At 56.1% G+C, this 22671-nt stretch carries 22 protein-coding genes; 8 read left to right on the top strand and 14 right to left on the bottom strand.

Annotated elements, in window-relative coordinates:
• Nucleotides 1–30 precede the first annotated feature (30 nt).
• Both SP99_RS11550 and SP99_RS11545 read left to right on the top strand, forming a co-directional pair.
• The gene (locus SP99_RS11550; protein ID WP_025758891.1) at nt 31–1470 is read left to right on the top strand and encodes an anion permease; all 1440 of its coding nucleotides are present in this window, start codon (nt 31–33) and stop codon (nt 1468–1470) included.
• A gap of 70 nt (nt 1471–1540) precedes the next feature.
• The gene (locus SP99_RS11545; protein WP_047958677.1) at nt 1541–1990 is read left to right on the top strand and encodes a hypothetical protein; all 450 of its coding nucleotides are present in this window, start codon (nt 1541–1543) and stop codon (nt 1988–1990) included.
• Nucleotides 1991–2132: 142 nt separating this feature from the next.
• On the opposite strand, the gene SP99_RS11540 is transcribed toward SP99_RS11545, so the two are convergent.
• Nucleotides 2133–2708 (bottom strand): TetR family transcriptional regulator, encoded by a 576-nt coding sequence (locus SP99_RS11540; protein WP_047958676.1) that lies wholly within the window; start codon nt 2706–2708, stop codon nt 2133–2135.
• Nucleotides 2709–2824: 116 nt separating this feature from the next.
• Between SP99_RS11540 and SP99_RS11535 the strand changes: the two genes are divergently transcribed.
• On the top strand, nt 2825–4312 hold the full coding sequence (locus SP99_RS11535) for an MFS transporter (protein ID WP_047958675.1): 1488 nt from the start codon (nt 2825–2827) through the stop codon (nt 4310–4312).
• A 67-nt stretch (nt 4313–4379) separates the two neighbouring features.
• Here SP99_RS11535 and SP99_RS11530 read toward each other — a convergent pair whose 3' ends face one another.
• Genes SP99_RS11530 through SP99_RS11500 form a run of 7 tightly spaced genes read right to left on the bottom strand, consistent with a single transcriptional unit; the run spans nt 4380 to nt 10830 of the window.
• Nucleotides 4380–5606: a Zn-dependent hydrolase gene (locus SP99_RS11530; protein WP_047958674.1), complete on the bottom strand. Its 1227-nt coding sequence runs from the start codon at nt 5604–5606 to the stop codon at nt 4380–4382.
• The gene (locus tag SP99_RS11525; protein ID WP_047958673.1) at nt 5603–6085 is read right to left on the bottom strand and encodes an L-2-amino-thiazoline-4-carboxylic acid hydrolase; all 483 of its coding nucleotides are present in this window, start codon (nt 6083–6085) and stop codon (nt 5603–5605) included. Before SP99_RS11525 ends, SP99_RS11530 begins: the two co-directional genes overlap by 4 nt.
• A 17-nt stretch (nt 6086–6102) precedes the next feature.
• A complete protein-coding gene (locus SP99_RS11520; RefSeq protein WP_047958672.1) occupies nt 6103–7260 on the bottom strand; it encodes a branched-chain amino acid ABC transporter substrate-binding protein in 1158 nt (385 codons plus the stop codon).
• A 28-nt stretch (nt 7261–7288) separates the two neighbouring features.
• Entirely contained in the window at nt 7289–8008 is a 720-nt protein-coding gene (locus tag SP99_RS11515) for an ABC transporter ATP-binding protein (protein WP_047958671.1), read from the bottom strand.
• Nucleotides 8001–8768: an ABC transporter ATP-binding protein gene (locus tag SP99_RS11510; RefSeq protein WP_047958670.1), complete on the bottom strand. Its 768-nt coding sequence runs from the start codon at nt 8766–8768 to the stop codon at nt 8001–8003. The genes SP99_RS11515 and SP99_RS11510 overlap by 8 nt, the downstream gene beginning before the upstream one ends.
• On the bottom strand, nt 8765–9871 hold the full coding sequence (locus SP99_RS11505) for a branched-chain amino acid ABC transporter permease (protein WP_047958669.1): 1107 nt from the start codon (nt 9869–9871) through the stop codon (nt 8765–8767). The genes SP99_RS11510 and SP99_RS11505 overlap by 4 nt, the downstream gene beginning before the upstream one ends.
• An 8-nt stretch (nt 9872–9879) precedes the next feature.
• The gene (locus SP99_RS11500) at nt 9880–10830 is read right to left on the bottom strand and encodes a branched-chain amino acid ABC transporter permease (protein ID WP_025758880.1); all 951 of its coding nucleotides are present in this window, start codon (nt 10828–10830) and stop codon (nt 9880–9882) included.
• Between the two features lie 170 nt (nt 10831–11000).
• On the opposite strand from SP99_RS11500, the gene SP99_RS11495 reads away from it, so the two are divergent.
• On the top strand, nt 11001–11945 hold the full coding sequence (locus SP99_RS11495; protein ID WP_025758879.1) for a LysR substrate-binding domain-containing protein: 945 nt from the start codon (nt 11001–11003) through the stop codon (nt 11943–11945).
• On the opposite strand, the gene SP99_RS11490 is transcribed toward SP99_RS11495, so the two are convergent.
• From SP99_RS11490 to yddG, 3 genes are all read right to left on the bottom strand, one after another.
• Complete coding sequence (locus SP99_RS11490; protein WP_025758878.1) at nt 11935–12375, bottom strand: GFA family protein; 441 nt, start codon at nt 12373–12375, stop codon at nt 11935–11937. The genes SP99_RS11495 and SP99_RS11490 overlap by 11 nt on opposite strands.
• A 77-nt stretch (nt 12376–12452) precedes the next feature.
• Complete coding sequence (gene ompC / locus SP99_RS11485; protein ID WP_025758877.1) at nt 12453–13535, bottom strand: porin OmpC; 1083 nt, start codon at nt 13533–13535, stop codon at nt 12453–12455.
• Nucleotides 13536–14152: 617 nt separating this feature from the next.
• A complete protein-coding gene (gene yddG, locus SP99_RS11480; RefSeq protein ID WP_047959810.1) occupies nt 14153–15031 on the bottom strand; it encodes an aromatic amino acid DMT transporter YddG in 879 nt (292 codons plus the stop codon).
• Between the two features lie 219 nt (nt 15032–15250).
• Between yddG and fdnG the strand changes: the two genes are divergently transcribed.
• From fdnG to fdnI, 3 genes are read left to right on the top strand one after another with little or no spacing between them, the layout of a single operon-like run.
• A complete protein-coding gene (gene fdnG / locus SP99_RS11470; RefSeq protein WP_156167798.1) occupies nt 15251–18298 on the top strand; it encodes a formate dehydrogenase-N subunit alpha in 3048 nt (1015 codons plus the stop codon).
• An 11-nt stretch (nt 18299–18309) separates the two neighbouring features.
• Nucleotides 18310–19191, top strand: a complete 882-nt coding sequence (fdxH, locus tag SP99_RS11465) for a formate dehydrogenase subunit beta (RefSeq protein ID WP_025758872.1) — start codon at nt 18310–18312, stop codon at nt 19189–19191.
• On the top strand, nt 19184–19840 hold the full coding sequence (gene fdnI, locus SP99_RS11460; protein ID WP_047958667.1) for a formate dehydrogenase-N subunit gamma: 657 nt from the start codon (nt 19184–19186) through the stop codon (nt 19838–19840). The genes fdxH and fdnI overlap by 8 nt, the downstream gene beginning before the upstream one ends.
• Nucleotides 19841–19894: 54 nt before the next feature.
• On the opposite strand, the gene SP99_RS11455 is transcribed toward fdnI, so the two are convergent.
• From SP99_RS11455 to ppk2, 3 genes are all read right to left on the bottom strand, one after another.
• Complete coding sequence (locus SP99_RS11455; RefSeq protein ID WP_047958666.1) at nt 19895–20218, bottom strand: CcdB family protein; 324 nt, start codon at nt 20216–20218, stop codon at nt 19895–19897.
• A complete protein-coding gene (locus tag SP99_RS11450) occupies nt 20218–20406 on the bottom strand; it encodes a type II toxin-antitoxin system CcdA family antitoxin (protein ID WP_047958665.1) in 189 nt (62 codons plus the stop codon). The genes SP99_RS11455 and SP99_RS11450 overlap by 1 nt, the downstream gene beginning before the upstream one ends.
• 102 nt (nt 20407–20508) lie before the next feature.
• Nucleotides 20509–21327 carry a polyphosphate kinase 2 gene (ppk2, locus tag SP99_RS11445; protein WP_047958664.1) on the bottom strand — a complete coding sequence of 273 codons (819 nt, stop codon included), beginning with the start codon at nt 21325–21327 and terminating at the stop codon, nt 20509–20511.
• A gap of 165 nt (nt 21328–21492) precedes the next feature.
• Between ppk2 and araJ the strand changes: the two genes are divergently transcribed.
• Nucleotides 21493–22668, top strand: coding sequence for an MFS transporter AraJ (gene araJ, locus SP99_RS11440; protein WP_047958663.1), 1176 nt, complete (start codon nt 21493–21495; stop codon nt 22666–22668).
• Nucleotides 22669–22671 lie beyond the last annotated feature (3 nt).

Below are 22671 nucleotides of genomic sequence, written 5' to 3'. Positions count from 1 at the left end.
ATTCAGGGACCCTTTTCTCATGGGTGAGATATGCTTAAATCCAATGTTTTAAAAACAATCTTACTTGCCATTATTATATTATTATCAATATTTATTCCTCCGCCTGATGGATTAACCAAAGAGGCGTGGATCCTGGCAGGCATTTATCTTTCCGCAATCGTAGGGCTGGTAATTAAACCCTATCCTGAACCTGTCATCATGCTGGTCGCGGTCGCATTAACCTGTTTTACCGTGACCAAATTCCCCGATTCTCCCGTGAAATCCATGGACGTTCTGAGCGGATACGCCTCCGGCACCACCTGGCTGGTGTTCAGCGCCTTTACCCTTAGCGCGGCGTTTGTCACCACCGGTCTGGGGAAACGGCTTGCCTACTGGTTTATCCTGAAATTTGGCAGCACGACGCTGAGACTGGGCTATGTAACCGCCTTGCTGGATTTGGTGCTGGCACCCGCCACGCCCTCAAATACCGCGCGGGCAGGTGGGGTGGTTTTCCCTATTATTAACAGTATCGCGACCGTACTGGGGTCAACACCACAAGAGTCACCGCGCAAGGCCGGACGTTATTTAATGGTCAATGTCTATATGGTGACTAAAACGACTAGCTATATGTTTTTAACCGGTTTTGCCGGGAACGCATTAGCGCTACAGCTTATTTCCGACATATTCCATATTCATATTAGTTGGATCGGTTGGATGCTGGCGGGTGCCCCGCTGGGATTATTGATGCTGTGTATTATTCCCTATATTTGTTACCGCGTCGCCTCGCCGGAAATTAAAAAGATTGATAATGTCGCGATTGCGACTGATGGGCTGAAAAGCCTGGGGGCGATGAGTCTCAAAGAGAAAGGGCTGGTGGTGATTTTTATCGCCGCGTTACTGGGTTGGATCTTTTCTCGCCATCTTGGACTGAATGAATCCGCTGTCGCCATTATCGCGATGGGGGCGGCACTGCTGTTTAATATTATCGGCTGGAGTGATGTTCAGAAAAATAAAGGTGGCTGGAATACCCTGATGTGGTACGGAGGCATCATTGGTCTGAGCGCCACCCTGAGCAAAGAGGGCTTTTTCCGCTGGCTGGCTGATTTCCTGTCAGCGCATCTGGATTTCCTCAGCGCCGGTAATATGACCATCGTGATTATCGTGTTTCTCAGCGTACTGGTTCGCTATTTCTTTGCCTCCGGCGGGGCCTACGTGGCGGCCATGGTGCCGGTCTTCGCCACCGTGGGTTTGGTCACCGGCACGGCGCCCGTACTGCTGGCGCTTGCCATTCTGTTTTCCAACTCGTATGGTGGCTGTATCACCCACTATGGTGGCGCGGCAGGGCCAATTATCTTCGCCTCCGGCTATAACGACATTAAGTCATGGTGGACAATCGGCACAATCGTGGCGCTGGGCACGTTTTTAGTCCATATGTTCCTCGGCATACCGTGGTGGGGTTTCCTGATGCAGCACGGCATGCTGCAGTATTAATCGCCCGGTGGCGGCTACGCCTTACCGGGCCTACAGTCCACGCGGCGGCATTACTCGAAGGCATGTTGATATGGAAATCGTATTACGAAATAAATTCAGTTCATTGGGAATGTTTCTGGGGGGAATTGCACTCATTCTCTCAATCGTTCAGTTTTCATTCGGACCGTTTTCTCCGAAGCCGCCAGCGCTTGAAGTTATTGTTGCTGAGAAAGTGTCGGCTGTAAAACAAGGGGTAATTGCGGGGCTAAAGGGAGAGCGTCCTGCTGCCCGAACCGAAAAAACGAAGGTTGATATTGACAGCATTCTTCTTAACGCCGGGATTATTCTCGCTGTTGTGGCACTGGGACTTTCGTTCATCGGAGGAATGTGCAAGGAGAGCCGTTGGGGTATCTCTGGGGCACTTCTATTCTCAGGGCTAACGCTTACCTTTCATGCTGTGCTGCTTGCGTTCGGGCTGATCGTCGCGGTGTTGTTGCTGTTATTTATTCTCTCTCTGCTCACCGGAGGTTCAATAAGTTGATTTCAGCCCGGTGGCGGCTACGCCTTACCGGGTCTGGAGGAACCGGAACGTAGGTCGGGTAAGGCGTAGCCGCCACCCGACAAAATCATCGGCGATCAGCGGCATCACGCGCCCAGGTTGCCCAGCCCGTCCTTCAGGAGTATTAACCCAATTCGAGGGAGATCAGCTTGTCGAGATGCTGATTAAATGCCGCGTCATCCATCTCAGGCATATTCAGGACATACATCCCGTCAAGACCACACACCAGCCCGATCAACCGCCAGGCAATATTTTCCGCCCGATCGGTAAGCGTAAACGCGTTGGCCTCCGCCCCGGCGCGGATAATCGCCACGGTCTCCTGATGCCACATCTCCATGGTCATCACATAGGCGCTTTTAATGTCAGCGTCGCGGCTGGCCAGGAGCTGCGCTTCCCGCCACAGGCGAATATAGGGCTCAAACCCGCCATCATCGCTGCCGAGCATAGCGTGCAGCCGCTCCCGCCAGCTGGCGTTTTCACCCACCACGTCGGCATCCAGTAACGCACGGATCAGCCGAACGAAGGCCAGCGATTTTAGCTCCCCACCGGAGGTAAAATGATGGTGAACCTGTCCGGTCGCGACCCCGACTTCAGCCGCAATGCGGCGTACCGTCATGGCCGTCAGTCCTTCAGCCAGCGCCACGCGCATGGCGGCCTGTAAGATGGCTTCCCGCCGTTCATCCTTGCTCAGATATCGCATGTTGACTCACTCTCAATGGGAACGAAACGAGTGTAACAAAAAGCTGGACACACGTTCAACTTTCCGTAGGATCGCATTCTGGACATGTGTCCATATTTGCAATGAAAAGGAAATTTATGTTTGGTCAGTGGTTAGCGTTAGTGATTATCGTGCTGGTGTATATCCCGGTGGCGATTGACGCGACGGTGCTGCACGTGGCGGCGCCGACATTGAGCATGACGCTGGGCGCCAGCGGCAATGAATTGCTGTGGATTATCGATATTTACTCGCTGGTGATGGCGGGAATGGTGCTGCCGATGGGCGCCCTGGGCGATCGGATTGGTTTTAAACGCCTGCTGATGATGGGCAGTGCGCTGTTTGGCCTGTCGTCCCTGGCGGCCGCGTTTGCCCCGTCGGCAGGGTGGCTGATTGCGGCCCGCGCCTCGCTGGCCATCGGTGCGGCGATGATCATTCCGGCTACGCTTGCCGGGATCCGTACGCTGTTTGTCGATGCGCGTGATCGTAACATTGCGCTTGGCGTCTGGGCGGCGGTGGGGTCCGGTGGCGCGGCGTTCGGTCCGCTGATCGGCGGCATGCTGCTTGAGCATTTTTACTGGGGATCGGTATTCCTGATCAACGTCCCGATCGTGCTGGTGGTGGTTTCGCTGGCGGCGCGTTTTGTACCCCGTCAGCAGGGGCGTCCGGAGCAACCCCTCAATATTAGCCATGCCATCATGCTGATTGTGGCGATTTTGCTGCTGGTCTACAGCGCCAAAACCGCGCTTAAAGGTGTGCTCTCGCCGTGGCTGGTTGCGAGTGCGCTGGTTGCTGGCTCGGTGCTGCTGTTTGTCTTCGTGCGTATTCAGCTTCGCGCCCGCGTGCCAATGATCGACATGCGCCTGTTCTGCCACCGCATCATTCTGAGCGGCGTGGTGATGGCGATGACCGCCATGATTGCCCTGGTCGGGTTTGAGCTGTTGATGGCTCAGGAGCTGCAGTTTGTTCACGGCTTCACGCCGTTTGAAGCGGGGATGTTCATGCTGCCGGTGATGGTCGCCAGCGGATTCAGCGGACCGATAGCAGGTTTCCTGGTCGGGCGTTTAGGGCTGCGCATCGTCGCGGCTGGCGGTATGGGGCTCAGCGCCGTCAGCTTTATCGGCCTGTCGATGCTCGACTTCAGCACGCAGCAGTGGCAGGCGTGGGGGCTGATGGTGCTGCTCGGCTTCAGCGCCGCCAGCGCGCTGCTGGCCTCGACCTCCGCCATTATGGCTGCCGCGCCGAAAGAGAAGGCCGCTGCCGCAGGGGCGATTGAAACCATGTCCTATGAGCTGGGGGCCGGGCTGGGGATCGCCATTTTTGGCCTGCTGTTGACCCGCAGCTTCTCGGCGTCGATTGAGCTACCGGAGGGGCTGCACGCTTCTCTGGTCGATAAAGCCGCGTCGTCTATTGGTGAAGCGATGAAGGTGGCGCAGGAGCTGACGACGCCTCTGGCAGAATCGGTGATTGAGGCGGCAAAAAGCGCGTTTATCACCTCGCACAGCGTGGCGCTGGGCAGTGCGGGAGGCATGCTGTTGTTGCTGGCCGTTGGGATCTGGTTTAGCCTGGCGAAGGTGCCGAAGTCCTGAAACACACCCGGTGGCGCTGCGCTTACCGGGCGTGCGGGCGGTTTCGTAAGCCGGGTAAGCACCCGGCTTATTTTTCCTGTGCGGAGGCCAGCACGCTGTGCAGCAGCACGTTTGCCCCTTTCTCTGACCATTCCGGCAGGATCCTCTCTGCTTCGTTATGGCTGATGCCTTTCACGCAGGGGATGAAAATCATGCTGGCAGGCGCGACTTTACTGACATAGCAGGTGTCGTGCCCCGCGCCAGAGACCATCGGTTTCGACGAATAGCCCAGTTCGGCCGCCGCCTTCTCCGTACGCGCCAGGCATGTGGCATCAAACGCAATCGGCGCATAATCAAAAATGCGCTCAACGGCAGCCGTCACGCCGCGCAGGGTGAGGCTTTCAGCCACTTTATGCAGCGCCGCTTCCATGGCTTCCAGTGCCGCCTGCGAAGGATGGCGAAACTCCACGCTGCATACCACACGAGAGGGCACAACGTTGCGCGAGTTCGGCGTAACCTGCGCCATACCGATCGTCGCGCGTCCGTCTGGCGCATGCCGATAGCCAATCTCTTCCACCTTCAGCGCCAGCTCCGCGAAGGCGGTCAGCGCGTCGCGACGGCTGTGCATTGGCGTCGTTCCGGCGTGGGCGGCAAATCCGTCCAGCGTCAGGGTAAACCAGCGCTGGCCCATGGCGGCGCGGACGAGCCCGATATCCAGTCCTTCATCTTCCAGAATCGGGCCCTGTTCGATATGCAGCTCATAGCAGGCGTGAACCGGAAACGCGCAGGCCGGTATGTCTCCACGATAGCCAATCTCTTCCAGCGCCTCGCGAACGGTCACGCGTTTGCTGTCCATTCGGGCGTAAGCAAATGCCTCGGTAAGCTGGCCGGTCCAGACGCCTGAGGCGAGCATAGCTGGCGCAAAGCGGGCACCTTCTTCGTTGGTCCAGTTCACCAGCACAATGTCACGCTCCGTCTCAATGCGATGATCATTGAGGGTGCGCAGCAGCTCCAGCCCGGCCAGCACGCCGTAAACCCCGTCGTAGTTGCCGCCGAGCGGCTGGGTATCCACGTGCGATCCGGTCATGACCGGCGCAAGCTCGCGGTTTTTCCCCGCACGGCGGATAAACATGTTGCCCATGCGGTCGACGTCGCAGGTAAATCCGGCGTCCAGCGCCCAGTCGCGCAGCAGGTTACGCGCAATACGATCTTCCTCGCTCAGCGCCAGACGGGTCACGCCACCGGCGGGCGTCCCGCCGATCTGCGCCATCATCGCAAGCGTTGACCAGAGCCGTTCGGCGTTGACGCGGATCATGGCTTGTCCTTAGTGCTGCGGTAGCGGAAATCACAGCATGCGCCGCCCTGCATGATGGTGGTGGTGCGGGTCAGCTTCACGTCCGGGGCATAGCCGACGATGAATTTTTCATCGCGCGCGCAGGAGAGCAGGTGACCAATTTCGCCCAGCCCCATCTCGTGATACATCTCCGCGTAGCGGCAGCGGGTCACGTTGTAGTTGTACTGCTGGTCGTCGGCGTCGATCACCTTCACCTCGAGGGCGTTATCTTTTTCCCACAGATACTGCAGAGCGATAAAGCTCTTCACGTCCGTGCCGTTGGGCTCTTTGCTGGCAAACGCTTTGCCAGCGTCAATCGCGGCCTGCTCAATGGCCTCGCCAATCACCGCCTGGGCGCGGGTTTTCCCTATCTCGCGCACCAGGATTTCATAAATTGGCTTAATAATTTCGGCTTCAATTTTGCGGCGGGCGAGAATGCCCAGCTCGTTATTATCACTCATCACATTGCCTCGCTGCGTTACTTCGCTTTTGCGCCGCCCAGCACGGTCTGCGGCTGCCATTTGCCGTCGACAACCTTGTAGACCGTGAACGACGGCGATTTCAGGTTGCCTTCGTTATCAAACGCAATCTGGCCGGTGACGCCAGCGTAGCTTATGGCACGCAGGGCAGGCAGATACGCGGAAGGATCAACGGAGTCTGCTTTTTCCATCGCCGCCACCAGCACGCGGGTGGCGTCATAGGCGAACGGGGCGTGCAGTTCGATATGGGTGTGGTAGCGGGACTGATACGCCTGCTCGAACGCTTTACCACCCGGCATCTGGTCAACGGGCAGACCCGGCTCCAGGGCGACCACGCCTTCTCCCTCTTTTTGTGCCAGCTGCAGGAACGTCTGGCTGACGAATCCGCCTGCGCCCATCAGCGTGGCGTTCATGCCCAGCTGTTTGATGCGGCGCGCCAGCGGTGCGGCCTGGCTGTCGACGCCGCCGAAGAAGATCAGATCGGCATTTTTACTGCGAATGGCAGTCAGTACGGCGCTGAAATCGACCGTTTTGTCATCCACGTACTGACGATCGACAATCTTCACGCCCTGTGCTTCAAGCGATTTAATAAACTGGTCTGCCAGACCCTGACCAAAGGCGGTACGGTCGTCGATCACCGCAATGCGTTTGGCTTTCAGGGTGTTCACCGCGTACTGTCCGGCAAGCTGGCCACCGTCGTCGTCGTGACCCATCACGCGGAAGCTGGTATCAAAACCCTGTTGTGTATAGGCATGACCGGTCGCGACCGGTGCCACTTGTGCAATGCCGGCATCATGATAGACGCGGGCCGCCGGAATGCTGGTACCGGTGTTCCAGTGGCCGACCACGCCCGCCACGCCGCTGTCCACCAGACGCTGCGCCACGGCCACGGCGGTGCGCGGGTCGGACTGATCGTCTTCAGACTGCAGTGTGAAGGTCACCGCTTTGCCGCCGATGGTCGGGTGCTGTTTGTTGATGTCATCGATCGCCAGCTGCGCGCCATTCTCCAGATCTTTACCGATACGGGCAGACGGGCCGGTGAGCGGGCCCGCCAGACCGATAACCACGGTTTCACCCTCAGCGGCTCTGGTGGCCGTTGAGGCGAACCCACCGAGCAGAATAGCGGCGCTTAGCGCACTGATTTTTACTGTTTTCATTGTATTTCCCTGGTGTTGGCTGGTGTTGTTAAACGGGCATTTCGCCCAAATAAATCTGTGCAATCTGGTCGTCATTAAGCAGCGCTTTCGATTCGCCATGATGAACGATGCTGCCGCTGTCCATCACCCACGCGCTGTCGGTCACTTCCAGCGCCAGGCGGGCGTTTTGTTCGATCAGCAGCAGGGCAACCCCGCGCTCGCGCAGACTGGCGATAACCGCAAAAATGTTCTCCACCATCTTCGGGGCAAGGCCCATCGACGGTTCGTCGAGGATCAGCAGGCGCGGCTGGCTGAGCAGGGCGCGGTTCAGGGCCAGCAGCTGTTGTTCACCGCCGGAAAGCAGCCCGGCGAGCTGGTGCTGTCGTTCGCCAAGACGGGGGAAACGCTCGAAAATCGCCGCTATCTCCTGCTTTACCGTGACGGTGTCACGTCTGAGCCAAGCCCCCATCTGCAGATTTTCCAGAACCGTCATGCGGGAGAAGATCCCGCGGCCCTCCGGGACCATCACCAGCCCGTCGCGCAGCAAGGTGTCAGGGCGCTGTTTGCGTACCGCTTTACCGTTGAATTCAATGCTGCCGCCAAAGTGTTCCAGCCCGGTAATGGCGCGCACGGTGGAACTTTTCCCTGCGCCGTTAGCGCCGATGAGCGTAGCCTGTTCACCCTCGTGCAGGGTAAAGGAGACGCCGCGTACGGCCTGAATACCGCCGTAATGCACGTCCAGACCTTCGACTTTCAGGAGTTCAGACATGGGCGCTACCTCCAAGCCAGGCGGCGATCACAAGAGGGTCGCGGCGCACGCTTTCCGGCGTGCCGCAGGCAAGCGTTTTGCCGTAATCCAGCACCGTCAGACGATCGCAGATATTCATCACCAGCTTGACGTCATGCTCAATCATCAAAAGGGTTTTGCCGTCATCGCGGATGCGGATGAGCAGCTCGCCGAGGGCCACTTTTTCCGCCGCGTTCATCCCGGCGGCGGGCTCATCCAGCGCCAGCAGAAGCGGATCCGTTGCCAGCGCGCGGGCGATTTCAAGACGGCGCTGGTGACCATAGGCCAGATCGCAGGCGCGATAGTGGGCGAACTGCGCAATGCCGGTATAGTCCAGCCAGTGCCACGCCTGCTCGCGGGTCTGCCGCTCTTCCGCGCGGGCGCGCTTGTGGCGGCTCAGGGCGGCCCACAGACCGTTACGGGTGCGCACGTGGCGGCCCACCATCACGTTTTCCAGCACCGACATATCGTTAAAGAGGCGCACGTTCTGGAAGGTGCGCGCAATTCCGGCGGCAGTGACTTTCTCAATGTGCTTCGGGAAATAGGGCTTACCGGCAATCGAAAACTCACCGCTGTCCGCCGGATACAGCCCGGTGATCAGGTTAAAGCAGGTGGTTTTCCCGGCCCCGTTGGGGCCGATCAGACCATAGATCTCGCCCTTGTCCACGGTGATTGAAACATCATCCACGGCCGTCAACCCGCCGAAGCGTTTTGACATGTTGCGAACGGTTAACAGACTCATGCCTTTAACTCCTTGTGGCGCACCGGCCAGATGCCGGCAGGACGCACCAGCATCACCAGCACCAGTGCCAGGCCGTAGAACAGCTGACGCAATACTTCCGGGTCTATCAGCACCGTACCGAACAGCGCCTGCTGCACCGGAGCCGCCTGGCTGCGCAGCAGTTCCGGCAGGGCGGTGAGCAGTATCGCGCCGAGGATCACCCCCGGAATGTGTCCCATCCCGCCCAGCACCACCATCGCCAGCACGGCGATGGATTCCTGCAACGTGAAGGACTCCGGGGAGACAAAGCCCTGAAACGCGCCGAACAGTGCGCCCGCCACGCCGCCAAAAGAGGCGCCCATCGCAAAGGCCAGCAGCTTATAGTTACGCACGTTGATCCCCATCGCGCGGGCCACATCTTCATCTTCACGGATGGCGTGCCAGGCGCGGCCGATACGGGAATGCTGCAGACGCAGGCAGACGAAAATGATCGCCACAATCACCAGCATCAGCAGGTAGTACCACAGCCAAAGCGCGGGCACCTTGACGCCGAACCAGTGGTATACGCCGCTGAACTTCAGGCCGAACAGGTTCAGCGTGTCCACCCCGGTAATGCCCTTTGCACCGTTAGTGATGTTCACCGGACGATCGAGGTTACGCATCAGGATGCGGATAATCTCCCCAAAGCCGAGGGTCACTATCGCCAGATAGTCGCCACGCAGCTTCAGCGTGGGGGCACCCAGTAAAATGCCGCAGACTGCCGCAACCAGCGCGGCCAGCGGAATAATGAGCAGGTAAGAGGTATGCAGCCCGTCCGGGAACCAGACTCCGAGGATCGGGAACACCGCCAGCAAGTGTGGCGACGCCATCAGCGCCGCGAGGTAGGCCCCGACCGCGTAAAAGGCGATAAAGCCCATGTCCAGCAGGCCGGTGTAGCCGACCACAATGTTGAGCCCCAGCGCCAGCATGATGTAGAGCAGGGCGAAGTCGATAACGCGCACCCAGTAGTTGCCGCCGAGCTGCGTGGCCACCACGGGCGTAATCAGCAGCGCGAGGCAGAATAACGTCATGCCGGACCAGAACTTGCGCGAGGTCGCCGGAGCCTGGAGTTGAAGAGTTGTCATAATGCCCCTTACGCTCTGTTTGCCACGCGCTCGCCCAGCAGGCCTGCCGGACGGAAGACCAGCACCAGGATCAGCACGATAAACGCAAAGACATCCTGGTAATTGCTGCCAAACACGCCGTGGGTCAGCTCACCCAGATAGCCCGCGCCCAGCGCTTCGATAATGCCGAGCAGGATCCCGCCAATCATGGCGCCACGAATGTTACCAATGCCCCCCAGTACGGCGGCGGTGAAGGCTTTGATTCCGGGTAAAAAGCCCATCGAGAAGCTGGCGTTACCGTAGTTGCTGGCCATCATCACGCCGGCCAGCGCGGCAAACGCGCCACCAATGGCGAACGTCAGGGTGATAATGGCATTTGGGTTAACCCCCATCAGCGTGGCCACGCGCGGGTTTTCCGCCACGGCGCGCATGCCACGACCCAGGCGAGTGTATTCCACCAGCAGCCACAGCCCGGTCATCACTGCAAGCGCCAGCGCCACGGTGACAATGCCGGTGACGGTCACAATCGCAGGCGGATGCAGTTCGCTTCCCGAGGTAACGGCAATGGGGTCCATGGGCAGGATCTGCGGGAACATTAATGGGTTGCGCGTCCAGATAATCATTGCCACGGTTTGCAGCAGGACCGAGACGCCGATACCGGAGATCAGCGGCGCCAGGCGCGGGGCATTGCGCAGTCGGCGATAGGCAAAACGTTCCACGGCCATGGCCAGAAGGGCGCAGACGACCATGGCAATCGCCAGAGCCAGGCCAAGCTGCAGCAGCAGCGGCATATGAGGGAAGGTGGCATTCAGGGCGTTAATGGCGGAGAGCGTGGTGAGCGCACCGACCATCAGAATATCGCCGTGAGCAAAGTTAATAATGCGCAAAATGCCATACACCATGGTATAGCCCAGCGCGATCAGCGCGTAAATGCTTCCCAGCATCACACCGTTGATCAATTGTTGTATGAGTGTGTCCAACGTCTGTACCCGCAAAGTGCTCTTTCTGCGGCTACCTTCCGATAAATGAATTAAATTGTAAAATACACATATATTATTTCTTATGATAAACCGGTATTGCGTTATCTGTATGATTTATATAAATATAGTAAATCCCTGCTTTCGGCAGAAAAGCGTAAAGAAATCAACATATGAATAAAACAGAACAGTTGGCCGTTCTCCCGGCGTATGCAGAAAGTCGTCTGGCGAACGACCCGCCGCTTCGGGCTGTGCGCGCGTTTGAAGCCATCGCCCGGCTGGGCAGCGTCACGCTGGCCGCGCAGGAGCTGGCGATCTCACCGTCAGCCGTGAGCCATCAGCTCAGGGTGCTCGAAGGGTATCTGCAAATGCCGCTGACGGAGCGTCAGGGGCGCAGGCTGGTGTTAAGTCAGCACGGACGTGAATATTACCGTTCAATCCGGGCGGCCTTTAACGTGTTGCGTCAGGCGACGGAGCACCTGGCAGAGCAGGCGCAAACGCGACAGGTCACTATCAGCCTGATCCCGCTTTTTGGTATGGGGTGGTTTATTCCGCGGTTGCCCGCTTTTATGCGCGCCAATCCGCAAACCGAAATTAACGTGGTGTATGCCAACCATCGCAACTATCTGAGCGATGCGTCGGATATGTCGATTCGTTTTGGCAACGGTCAGTGGGCGGGTTATCAGAGTGAAAAGCTGATTTCCGGACAGATGGTACCGGTGTGCAGCCGCGCATTTTTGCGCATCCACGGCCATATCGACACGCCTGAACAGCTGCTGCAAATGCCACTGCTGCACGATGAGGAGCGAACCAGCTGGCCGCAGTGGTTTCAGTTGCAGGGGGTAAAACGTCCTCTCCGGCGCAGCGGCCCTCTGTTCGAGGACGGGCTGTTGACGCTGGCGGGCGTGCAGGCCGGGCTGGGTTGCGCGTTAATGCGTGAACCCCTGATTGCACCGTATCTTGAGAGCGGTGAACTGGTGAAGATCCTTGACTTACCCATTGATGACGGGCGCGACTATTACCTCTGCGTGCGTTCAGATTCAGAGATGACCGAGGACGGTAAGCTGCTGCAAAACTGGCTTCGTCGGGAAGCCGGTGTTCATCCTGTTACAGCGTAAGCAGGCAGTGTTTATCCAGCGCTTCAATTTCTGCGCCGGTGTAGCGCGCGTATTGCCCGGTCAGACCAAAAAACGCCGGTTGGGTTTCGGTATAGATTTCTGCTGCCAGCACCAGCCGACGTCGCTCATCTTCGCTCATCTCAAGCAGTGTCCAGGGAATGAAATAGCGCGAAGCTGAAGTCAGTTTGAACCACAGTGGGCAGCCGCAGCCGGGGCAAAACCCGCGCTCCCCACGATCCGATGAACTGAAATGAGAAGGGGCGATGGAGTCCTGCTCGACAAGCGGCTGGCCCGACGCCTCCACATACATGGCGATCCCCCCGGACCACTTCTGGCATTGCGTACAGTGGCAGGCGACCACGTCGAAATTGTTGAGGCTCACGCTGAATTGACTCATTCCGCACAAGCAGCGTCCTTTGAAAATATGCATGGCGTACTCCTTTTTGACGCCAGAAATCCGTATAAAAAAAGCCAGCCACATGGGCTGGCTTTCTGGCGTGGCATATCTTAGAACTGGTAGGTCAGACCTACAGCGACGATGTTATCGGTCGCTACGCCAGTTGCTTTGGTGAAGCTGTTGTCGTCAACCAGGTTGATTTTGTAATCAACATAGGTAGACATGTTTTTGTTGAAGTAGTAGCTCGCGCCAACGTCAACGTATTCAACCAGATCCTGGTCGCCGTATGAACCCAGGTCTTTACCTTTGGATTTCAGGTAAGCGATGGATGGACGCAGGCCGAAGTCGAACTGGTACTGAGCAACAACTTCAAAGTTCTGTGCTTTGTTCGCGATATAACCATCACCGAAGTTGGTCATGTTGCGGGTTTCAGAGTAGGTGGTTGCCAGGTAGATGTTGTTCGCATCGTATTTCAGGCCAGCAGCCCATACTTCTGCGTTTTCACCGCCAGCGTTAACGGTGTTTGCAACGCGACCTGCAGCAACCTGACGGTCAGTACGGTCAGATTTCGCGTAGGTTGCACCCACACCGAAGCCGTCCATTTCATAGGTAGAAGACAGACCCCAGCCGTCACCGTTCGCTTCGGTGATGTCATTACGGTCGTTTTTACCCTGGTACTGAGCGGCAACGTTCAGACCGTCAACCAGACCGAAGAAGTCGGTGTTACGGTAGGTTGCAACGCCAGTCGTACGGCCAGTCATAAAGCCATCAGTCTGAGTCCAGGTATCGCCACCGAACTCTGGCAGAACGTCAGTCCATGCGCCGATGTCGTAAGCAACACCGTAGTTACGACCGTAGTCGAAAGAACCGAATTCGTTGAATTTCAGACCTGCGAAGGCCAGACGGGTTTTGTTGCCGTCAGAGCCCTGAGATTCAGAACGGTTGCCTTTGAACTCATATTCCCACTGGCCGTAACCGGTCAGCTGATCGTTGATCTGAGTTTCGCCTTTGAAGCCCAGACGAACGTAAGTTTTGTCGCCGTCGTTATCGCTATCGTCAGAGAAATAGTGCAGACCTGTCACTTTACCGTACAGATCCAGCTTGTTACCGTCTTTGTTATAAACTTCAGCCGCGTTTACAACGCCTGCTGCCAACATGGAAGTCACTGCCACTGCAACTAATTTAAGTTTCATCTTAAATATTCCTTATAATTTTCTTCAGTATTTCCTGAGCCACTTTGAACGATTTCTAAACGAGGCTGATCGTCAATGGCATGTTATTTTTAAAAATCTTGTAGTCGCCTTTCAATAATAAGTTTCAAATTATTAGCAATAATTTCAGTTAGTGTGATCGAGATCGGATTAATGACCGTGATATTGAATGAATCGGTGGGTATTTGCGCAATTTTCAGGGAGTTTTATTGCGGTCAGTATAGTTTCGTCGCGGTTTTATAAAATACGGTAATTATCGATATTTTCGTTCTTTATCTTGCAAAAACAGCACATGGAGACGCTGTTAGCCTTGTCTTATGGCTCTAAATCTACGGCATTTCCGAGGTGTTAGCGGAAATACACAGAAACATACTATTGCACTTCGTGCTATTAAAAAGGTGAGTATTTGCAAGGAACTAATCACGCAGCGGTGTCAATTTGTGTCAATTACAGACAACGTGTATTTACGAAAGGGCGATAATATAAACAGAATATAAATACCTGTCCGGGTGTCCTGAAGAGAATTCTGGCGTGTTGATATTAAGATTATGTTAATAATTTGTTGTCGGGCTGAATATAACCCGACAGCAAAATCGACATTATTTTTTTGTCGCGTACCAGCAGAGTAATGACCCGGCGCAGACCATCAGCGCGCCTTGCCAGAAGGAGAATGAGAGGGGCGAACTCAGCACGGCGGCGGCAAGCGCGGCTGAAAGGACCGGGGTAAAATAGGAAATGGCGGCCAGTATCGTGACATTCCCGTGAAGAATGCCAATATTCCAGGCGGCATAACCCAGACCAAGGGCAACCCCGCACATCACAAGTTTCACCACCACCGGAAGGGTGAATACCATATCGGGCTGTTCACTCAGGGCATATTTCACCCACAGACTCAGTGCGGTCAGCAACACAAACAGCGTGATACCGTTTTGCCCCTGCGCAAATTTACGCGTAACGGTACAGTAGGCCGCCCAGATAAATGCCCCGGCAAATGCCAGCGCATAGCTCAGCGGGCTGGAGATGATATTGCGGGTTATTTCATCAAGGTGTAATCCCTGTTCACCGCCTAATACCCAGCAGACTCCCAGCAATGAGATGGCTAACCCCGGGATCACCCACAGGGTGGATTTTTGTCCGTTGAACAAAATAGCGAAAACAATGGTCAGGCTTGGCCAGAGGTAATTGACCATGCCGACCTCAATGGCCTGCGATCGCGTGGCGGCATAGCCCAGCGACAGCGCCAGACATATTTCGTAGCTGACAAACAGAACGCTGCCCGCAATAAGGTACCGGGACGAAAATCGTCTGATATCAGGAAATCCTACCGTCACCAGACACAGTAATCCGCTGAGGGTGTATATCATCGCCGCACCGCCTACCGGCCCCAGCCCTTCGCTCACGCTGCGAATAAGGCCGACCATGGTGCTCCATAACAGTATTGCCGCCAGCCCAATAAGCGTTGCTCTCTTTCTGTCCATGACTTCGCCATTACTAAAAAACAAAGGGAAAATGTAGCGCATTCATCCTGACGCTGTCGCGAATTATTCTCTTAAGCCGTTAATCAAAAAGAGGTATTTAACCGTAACGGCAGTGACTATTAAGGGGGTGAAGACAGGCGACCTTGATTTGACGCAAAAAAATCAGGGGCTTTGCTGTTAGTTTGCGCCACGAAGTCTTATCAGATAACGAGGACAACAATGGACGTCAGCCGCAGACAATTTTTCAAAATCTGCGCGGGCGGTATGGCCGGAACAACAGCCGCTATGCTGGGGTTTGCTCCCAAAATGGCACTGGCTCAGGCACGCAACTATAAGCTGCTGCGCGCAAAAGAGATCCGTAACACCTGCACATACTGCTCCGTGGGTTGTGGGCTTTTAATGTATAGCCTGGGTGATGGCGCGAAGAACGCCAGAGAAGCGATTTACCACATTGAAGGGGACCCGGACCATCCGGTGAGCCGCGGGGCGCTGTGCCCGAAAGGGGCGGGGCTGCTGGACTACGTTCACAGCGACAACCGCCTGCGCTACCCGGAATACCGCGCGCCGGGTTCTGACAAATGGCAGCGTATCTCCTGGGATGAGGCTTTCTCCCGAATTGCCAGATTAATGAAAGCCGACCGCGACGCCAACTTTATTGAAAAGAACGCGCAGGGCGTGACGGTCAACCGCTGGCTTTCGACCGGCATGCTGTGTGCCTCTGCGGCAAGTAATGAAACCGGCATGCTGACGCAAAAATTTGTACGCTCTCTGGGCATGCTGGCGGTAGACAACCAGGCGCGCGTCTGACACGGACCAACGGTAGCAAGTCTTGCTCCAACATTTGGTCGCGGTGCTATGACCAACCACTGGGTTGATATCAAAAACGCAAACGTCGTGGTGGTGATGGGCGGAAACGCCGCTGAGGCTCATCCGGTGGGCTTCCGCTGGGCGATGGAAGCGAAAAATAACAACGATGCGACGCTTATCGTCGTCGATCCGCGCTTTACGCGTACGGCATCGGTGGCGGATATCTATGCGCCGATTCGCTCCGGGACAGACATTACGTTCCTCTCTGGCGTTCTGCGGTACCTGATAGAAAACAACAAAATTAACTCGGAATACGTTAAGCACTACACCAACGCGAACCTGCTGGTGCGGGATGATTTTGCCTTTGAGGACGGCCTGTTTAGCGGCTATGACGCCGAAAAACGCCAGTACGATAAGTCCTCCTGGAACTATCAGTTTGATGAAAACGGCTACGCGATGCGCGATGAAACGCTGACGCATCCGCGCTGCGTTTGGAACCTGCTGAAACAGCACGTGTCACGCTACACGCCGGACGTGGTTGAGAACATCTGCGGCACGCCGAAAGCAGATTTCCTGAAAGTGTGTGATGTGCTGGCCTCCACCAGTGCCGCAGACAGAACCACCACGTTCCTGTATGCGCTGGGCTGGACGCAGCATACCGTTGGCGCGCAGAACATCCGCACCATGGCGATGATCCAGCTGCTGCTCGGCAATATGGGCATGGCGGGCGGCGGCGTGAATGCCCTGCGCGGTCACTCCAATATTCAGGGCCTGACCGACCTTGGCCTGCTCTCCACCAGCCTGCCAGGCTACCTGACGCTGCCGTCTGAAAAGCAGGCGGATCTGCAAACGTACCTGGCGGCGAACACGCCAAAAGCGACGCTGCCGGACCAGGTGAACTACTGGAGCAACTATCCGAAGTTCTACGTCAGCCTGATGAAATCCTTCTACGGCGATGCGGCGCAGAAAGAGAACAACTGGGGCTTTGAGTGGTTACCGAAGTGGGACCAGGCTTACGACGTCATCAAGTATTTCAACATGATGGATAAAGGCGACGTCACGGGGTACATCTGCCAGGGCTTTAACCCGGTGGCCTCGTTCCCGGACAAAAACAAAGTGGTTCGCAGCCTGAGCAAGCTGAAGTACATGGTGGTTATCGATCCGCTGGTCACAGAAACCTCCACCTTCTGGCAGAACCACGGGGAAGCGAACGATGTCGATCCGGCGTCGATTCAGACCGAAGTGTTCCGCCTGCCGTCCACCTGTTTTGCGGAGGAGGACGGCTCCATCGCCAACTCCGGTCGCTGGCTGCAATGGCACTGGAAAGGTCAGGATGCGCCGGGTGAAGCACGTAACGACGGCGAGATCCTGGCCGGGATTTACCATCGCCTGCGCGAGATGTACCGCACCGAAGGCGGCAAAGGCGCTGAACCGCTGCTGAAGATGAGCTGGAGCTACAAGCAGCCGGATCGCCCTGAGTCCGAAGAGGTCGCGAAAGAGAACAACGGCGTGGCGCTGGCGGATCTTTATGACGCCAACGGCGCCCTGGTGGCGAAAAAAGGCCAGCTGTTGAACAGCTTCGCACTGCTGCGCGACGACGGGACGACGGCATCCTCTTGCTGGATCTACGCCGGCAGCTGGACGGAGCAAGGTAACCAGATGGCCAACCGCGATAACGCTGACCCGTCCGGGCTGGGGAACACGCTGGGCTGGGCCTGGGCGTGGCCGCTGAACCGTCGGGTGCTGTACAACCGTGCGTCCACAGACATCAACGGCAAGCCGTGGGATCCGCAGCGCATGCTGATCGAGTGGAACGGGGCGAAGTGGACGGGGAATGATATCCCGGACTACAACACCGCCGCGCCGGGCAGCAACACCGGGCCATTTATCATGCAGCCGGAAGGGCTGGGGCGCCTGTTTGCCCTCGACAAACTGGCGGAAGGTCCATTCCCGGAGCACTACGAGCCGATGGAAACGCCGCTGGGGACGAACCCGCTGCACCCGAACGTCATCTCAAGCCCGGTGGTGCGTATCTACGAAGACGATGTGCTGCGCTTAGGCAAAAAGGACAAATTCCCGTACGTGGGGACAACCTACCGCCTGACCGAGCATTTCCACACCTGGACCAAGCATGCGCGGCTCAATGCTATCGCACAGCCGGAACAGTTTGTGGAGATAAGCGAAACGCTGGCGAAAGCGAAAGGGATCGCCAATGGCGACCGGGTGAAGGTGAGCAGCAAGCGAGGCTTTATTCGCGCGGTGGCGGTGGTGACGCGTCGTCTGCAGACGCTGAACGTGAACGGTCAAGAGGTGGAAACCGTCGGTATCCCGCTGCACTGGGGTTTTGAAGGGGTGACGCAGAAAGGTTACATCGCCAATACCCTGACGCCGAACGTCGGCGATGCCAACTCGCAAACGCCGGAGTACAAGGCGTTTCTGGTCAACATCGAGAAAGCATAAGGAGCGAGTAAATGGCGATGGAAACACAAGACGTGATTAAACGCTCCGCGACCAACCCGATAACCCCTGCGCCTCGCGCGCGGGATTACAAGGCAGAGGTCGCCAAGCTGATCGATGTCTCCTCCTGCGTGGGCTGTAAGGCCTGCCAGGTGGCCTGTTCGGAGTGGAACGATATCCGCGACGAGGTGGGACACTGCGTCGGGGTTTATGACAACCCGGCGGATCTGAGCGCTAAGTCCTGGACGGTGATGCGCTTTAGCGAAACCGAACAGAACGGCAGGCTGGAGTGGTTGATCCGTAAAGACGGCTGTATGCACTGTGAGGATCCGGGCTGCCTGAAGGCGTGCCCGTCCGCCGGGGCGATTATTCAGTACGCCAACGGGATCGTCGACTTCCAGCAGGACAACTGCATCGGCTGTGGCTATTGCATTGCGGGCTGTCCGTTCAATGTGCCGCGACTCAATAAAGAGGATAACCGGGTATACAAATGTACCCTGTGCGTGGATCGGGTCAGCGTCGGACAGGAGCCTGCCTGCGTGAAGACGTGTCCTACCGGCGCCATTCACTTTGGCACCAAAAAGGAGATGCTGGATGTGGCGCAGGCGCGGGTGGATAAGCTGAAAGCACGCGGCTATGAAAATGCGGGCATCTATAACCCGCAGGGCGTGGGCGGTACGCACGTGATGTATGTGCTGCACCATAACGACCAGCCGGCGCTTTACCACAATCTGCCGAAGGATCCGGCTATCGATACGTCCATTAACCTGTGGAAAGGGGCGCTTAAACCGCTCTCTGCGGCGGGCTTTATCGCCACCTTTGCGGGGTTGATCTATCACTATATCGGTATCGGGCCAAACAAAGAGGTGGATGACGAGGAGGAGCATCATGAGTAAGTCGAAAATGATTGTGCGCACGAAGTTTATCGACCGCGCCTGTCACTGGACGGTTGTGATCTGCTTCTTCCTGGTGGCGGTGTCAGGGATTTCGTTCTTCTTCCCGACGCTGCAGTGGCTAACCGAAACCTTCGGTACCCCGCAGATGGGGCGCATTCTGCACCCGTTCTTCGGGGGGCTGATTTTCGTGGTGCTGATGTTTATGTTCGTGCGCTTTGTTCATCACAATATCCCGGACAAGCAGGACATTCCGTGGGTGAAAGGGATTGTTGAAGTCCTGAAGGGCAACGAGCATCACATCGCGAAAGTGGGGAAATACAATGCCGGGCAGAAAATGATGTTCTGGACCATCATGAGCATGATTTTTGTGCTGCTGGTGACCGGGGTAATGATCTGGCGGCCCTATTTCGCGCCGTATTTCCCGATTCAGGTGGTGCGCTACGCGCTGCTGATCCACGCGACGTCAGCCATCATTCTGATTCATGCCATTCTGATCCATATGTATATGGCGTTCTGGGTAAAAGGATCGATTAAAGGGATGATTGAAGGGAAGGTGAGTCGTCGCTGGGCGCAGAAACATCACCCACGCTGGTATCGTGATGTGGAGCGGCTGGAAGCGAAACAGGAAAGTACGGAAGGGTTGAAGTAAGACCTGCGCCGTCGGCTGTGCCCGGCGGCGCTGCGCTACCCTGCAGGCCTTACGTCATGTGTTAGTGAGTAAACGATCGATTGCCGCTATAACGTCATGACGTGCGTGATGTAAATTGCACACAAAATTTTCAGGATTAATTTTTTGATTATTAATATTCGTTATCATTGGCGAATAAATCAGTAGCGTTTCAAAATCGATATTAACGCCAGGAGCCAATTGGCTCTGCCATAACGGTAGTCTGTTATTTCTGGCAAGAGGTACGATTACACGTGTGGCAAGGTCATCATAGCAATCATCCTGAATAAGCATATAGTAAGGAAGCCTGTCCCGGGTTGCGGCAGACGTATTACGATAAACGTTGAATTGTCTCAGCATTAAAGCACCCTGAAAAAATCATCATCAGTAATCGTTCCATGTTTCTCTACAAACTCATTCATTGCCCGTATAAATGCACCATCTTCTTCTGATAGCTGATGTCGTCTGGCAGCGCTTTGTTCAGCATGACAACAGGGCTTGCGCGATGAGATGTTCTGACCCTGTTTTGTTTCTGCGGTATGTTTCATTTTTGCCTCCTTTGTTGGTGCGGCCATTATCAACCGCAGCCAACAAAAAACAATACCGTTTCCCCTGGTAATCTATATTCTGCGAGACGTCTTCCAGTTATATCAAAACCGCTCTTCCACATACCGGAACGGATATTTCGTTGGCTTCACTTTACCAATTTTACGTTTCGGTAAATCGACCTTTTCAACGTGCAGTTCTTTATACGGAATCTGCGAAAGCAGGTGCGAAATAATATTCAGGCGCACGCGTTTTTTATCTTCTGAACGTGCCACAAACCACGGCGCCCAGGCGGTATCGGTGGCTTCAAACATGGCGTCGCGTGCGAGAGTGTACTCGTCCCACAGGTTAAAGGACTTAATGTCCATCGGCGAAAGCTTCCAGATCTTACGACCATCGTTAATCCGGTCGCGCAGGCGGCGCTCCTGCTCCTTCGGCGTCACCTCCAGCCAGTATTTCAGGAGGATAATGCCGGCATCGACCATCGCTTTTTCCATGACCGGCGTGCCGTCCAAAAATTTCTCCACCTGTTCCTCCGTGCAGAATCCCATGACCCGCTCCACGCCCGCACGGTTGTACCAGCTGCGATCGAAGATCACGATCTCGCCTGCCGAAGGCAGATGCGGCACATAGCGCTGGAAGTAGAGCTGGCTTTTTTCTTTTTCCGTCGGGGCTGGGAGGGCAACTACGCGAAATACGCGAGGGCTGACGCGCTCGGTGATCGCTTTAATGGTGCCGCCTTTACCGGCGCCGTCGCGACCTTCAAAAACGATACACACTTTTAATCCTTTGGCGACGACCCACTGCTGGAGCTTAACCAATTCAACGTGCAGGCGGCGGAGCTCTTTTTCATACTCTTTGTTTTTAAGCGGTGTATTTATTTCGACATCAACAGCGACACTGGTTTTCTTTTTGCTTCCCATGATTGTCATCCTCAGGTTGTCCGGCGGGGAAAAAGCGAGGCCGCACTATGAAGTGTAATCCACCTGAATGAATGGATTAACGTGTCAGCCAGCTGATTTGAACTGGCTCACCATACAAGATTGTTCAATAATGCCCGCTGCGAATTTTTCACACGTGGTTGTGGTATGAAAAAGACTATTTTCTCATTAGCGCTGAGCACCTTTGGCCTGGGCATGGCTGAATTTGGCATTATGGGTGTCCTGACCGAACTGGCGCAGGACACGGGTATCTCCATTCCCTCCGCGGGAAATATGATTTCGTTTTATGCCTTCGGCGTCGTCATCGGCGCGCCGATTGTGGCGCTGTTTTCCGGCAAATTCTCGTTAAAAACCACGCTGCTGTTTCTGGTGGCGATGTCCGCCGTCGGAAATACCCTGTTTACCTTTTCAACGTCGTATTTCTGGCTGGCGACGGGACGCTTAATTTCAGGATTCCCTCACGGCGCGATTTTCGGCGTCGGGGCAATTATCCTCTCGAAAATTGCGCCACCGGGGAAGGTGACGGTTGCGGTGGCCGGGATGATTGCTGGTATGACGGTGGCCAACCTGATGGGCGTTCCGCTGGGAACCTGGCTTGGGCATCAGTTCAGCTGGCGCTATACCTTTTTCGTGATTGCCGCGTTCAATGCGCTGGTGATCCTCTCGGTGCTGCTCTGGGTGCCGGATATCCATGACAAATCAGAAATTAAATTGACCGAGCAGTTCCAGTTTCTGAAGAAACCCGAACCCTGGCTGATTTTTGCCGCCACGATGTTTGGCAACGCCGGCGTGTTTGCCTGGTTCAGCTTCGTTAAACCGTTTATGGTCAACGTATCGGGCATCGAAGAAGGGGCGATGACCCTCATCATGATGCTGATGGGCCTGGGTATGGTGTTGGGCAATCTGCTGAGCGGTAAGCTCTCGGGGCGTTTTAGTCCGCTGCGCATTGCGGCCACCACCGACATGGTGATTGTCGCCTCGCTGCTGCTGCTTTTCGCCTTTGGCGAACTGAAAACGGCCTCGCTGGTGATGGGCTTTATCTGCTGCGCCGGGCTGTTCGCGCTCTCTGCGCCACTGCAAATCCTGCTGCTGCAAAATGCGAAGGGCGGGGAGATGCTGGGGGCCGCGGGCGGGCAGATGGCGTTTAATCTCGGCAGCGCCATTGGTGCGTACTTCGGCGGAATGATGATTACCCTCGGCTTTAGCTGGCGCTACGTCACGCTGCCTGCGGCGTTCCTCTCGTTTTCGGCCATGAGTGCGCTGCTGATCTACGGTTATCTGCGGGCCAGAGAGGCTCAGGCTAACGCTCGCGCGCTAGCCTGAAAC

This window comes from Enterobacter sp. BIDMC92, from assembly GCF_001030225.1.
In the GTDB taxonomy this organism is placed as follows: domain Bacteria; phylum Pseudomonadota; class Gammaproteobacteria; order Enterobacterales; family Enterobacteriaceae; genus Enterobacter; species Enterobacter sichuanensis.
This window is presented reverse-complemented; position numbering and strand designations above follow the sequence as displayed.

Coding starts and splice junctions, on each gene's coding strand:
- araJ (WP_047958663.1), top strand. CDS start 21,493: ATGAAAAAGACTATTTTCTCATTAGCGCTGAGCACCTTTGGCCTGGGC.
- SP99_RS11515 (WP_047958671.1), bottom strand. CDS start 8,008: ATGTCTGAACTCCTGAAAGTCGAAGGTCTGGACGTGCATTACGGCGGT.
- SP99_RS11510 (WP_047958670.1), bottom strand. CDS start 8,768: ATGAGTCTGTTAACCGTTCGCAACATGTCAAAACGCTTCGGCGGGTTG.
- fdnI (WP_047958667.1), top strand. CDS start 19,184: ATGAGTAAGTCGAAAATGATTGTGCGCACGAAGTTTATCGACCGCGCC.
- SP99_RS11505 (WP_047958669.1), bottom strand. CDS start 9,871: ATGACAACTCTTCAACTCCAGGCTCCGGCGACCTCGCGCAAGTTCTGG.
- SP99_RS11490 (WP_025758878.1), bottom strand. CDS start 12,375: ATGCATATTTTCAAAGGACGCTGCTTGTGCGGAATGAGTCAATTCAGC.
- ompC (WP_025758877.1), bottom strand. CDS start 13,535: ATGAAACTTAAATTAGTTGCAGTGGCAGTGACTTCCATGTTGGCAGCA.
- SP99_RS11550 (WP_025758891.1), top strand. CDS start 31: ATGCTTAAATCCAATGTTTTAAAAACAATCTTACTTGCCATTATTATA.
- SP99_RS11535 (WP_047958675.1), top strand. CDS start 2,825: ATGTTTGGTCAGTGGTTAGCGTTAGTGATTATCGTGCTGGTGTATATC.
- SP99_RS11525 (WP_047958673.1), bottom strand. CDS start 6,085: ATGAGTGATAATAACGAGCTGGGCATTCTCGCCCGCCGCAAAATTGAA.
- SP99_RS11545 (WP_047958677.1), top strand. CDS start 1,541: ATGGAAATCGTATTACGAAATAAATTCAGTTCATTGGGAATGTTTCTG.
- SP99_RS11520 (WP_047958672.1), bottom strand. CDS start 7,260: ATGAAAACAGTAAAAATCAGTGCGCTAAGCGCCGCTATTCTGCTCGGT.
- SP99_RS11530 (WP_047958674.1), bottom strand. CDS start 5,606: ATGATCCGCGTCAACGCCGAACGGCTCTGGTCAACGCTTGCGATGATG.
- yddG (WP_047959810.1), bottom strand. CDS start 15,031: ATGGACAGAAAGAGAGCAACGCTTATTGGGCTGGCGGCAATACTGTTA.
- SP99_RS11495 (WP_025758879.1), top strand. CDS start 11,001: ATGAATAAAACAGAACAGTTGGCCGTTCTCCCGGCGTATGCAGAAAGT.
- ppk2 (WP_047958664.1), bottom strand. CDS start 21,327: ATGGGAAGCAAAAAGAAAACCAGTGTCGCTGTTGATGTCGAAATAAAT.
- SP99_RS11450 (WP_047958665.1), bottom strand. CDS start 20,406: ATGAAACATACCGCAGAAACAAAACAGGGTCAGAACATCTCATCGCGC.
- fdxH (WP_025758872.1), top strand. CDS start 18,310: ATGGCGATGGAAACACAAGACGTGATTAAACGCTCCGCGACCAACCCG.
- SP99_RS11455 (WP_047958666.1), bottom strand. CDS start 20,218: ATGCTGAGACAATTCAACGTTTATCGTAATACGTCTGCCGCAACCCGG.
- SP99_RS11540 (WP_047958676.1), bottom strand. CDS start 2,708: ATGCGATATCTGAGCAAGGATGAACGGCGGGAAGCCATCTTACAGGCC.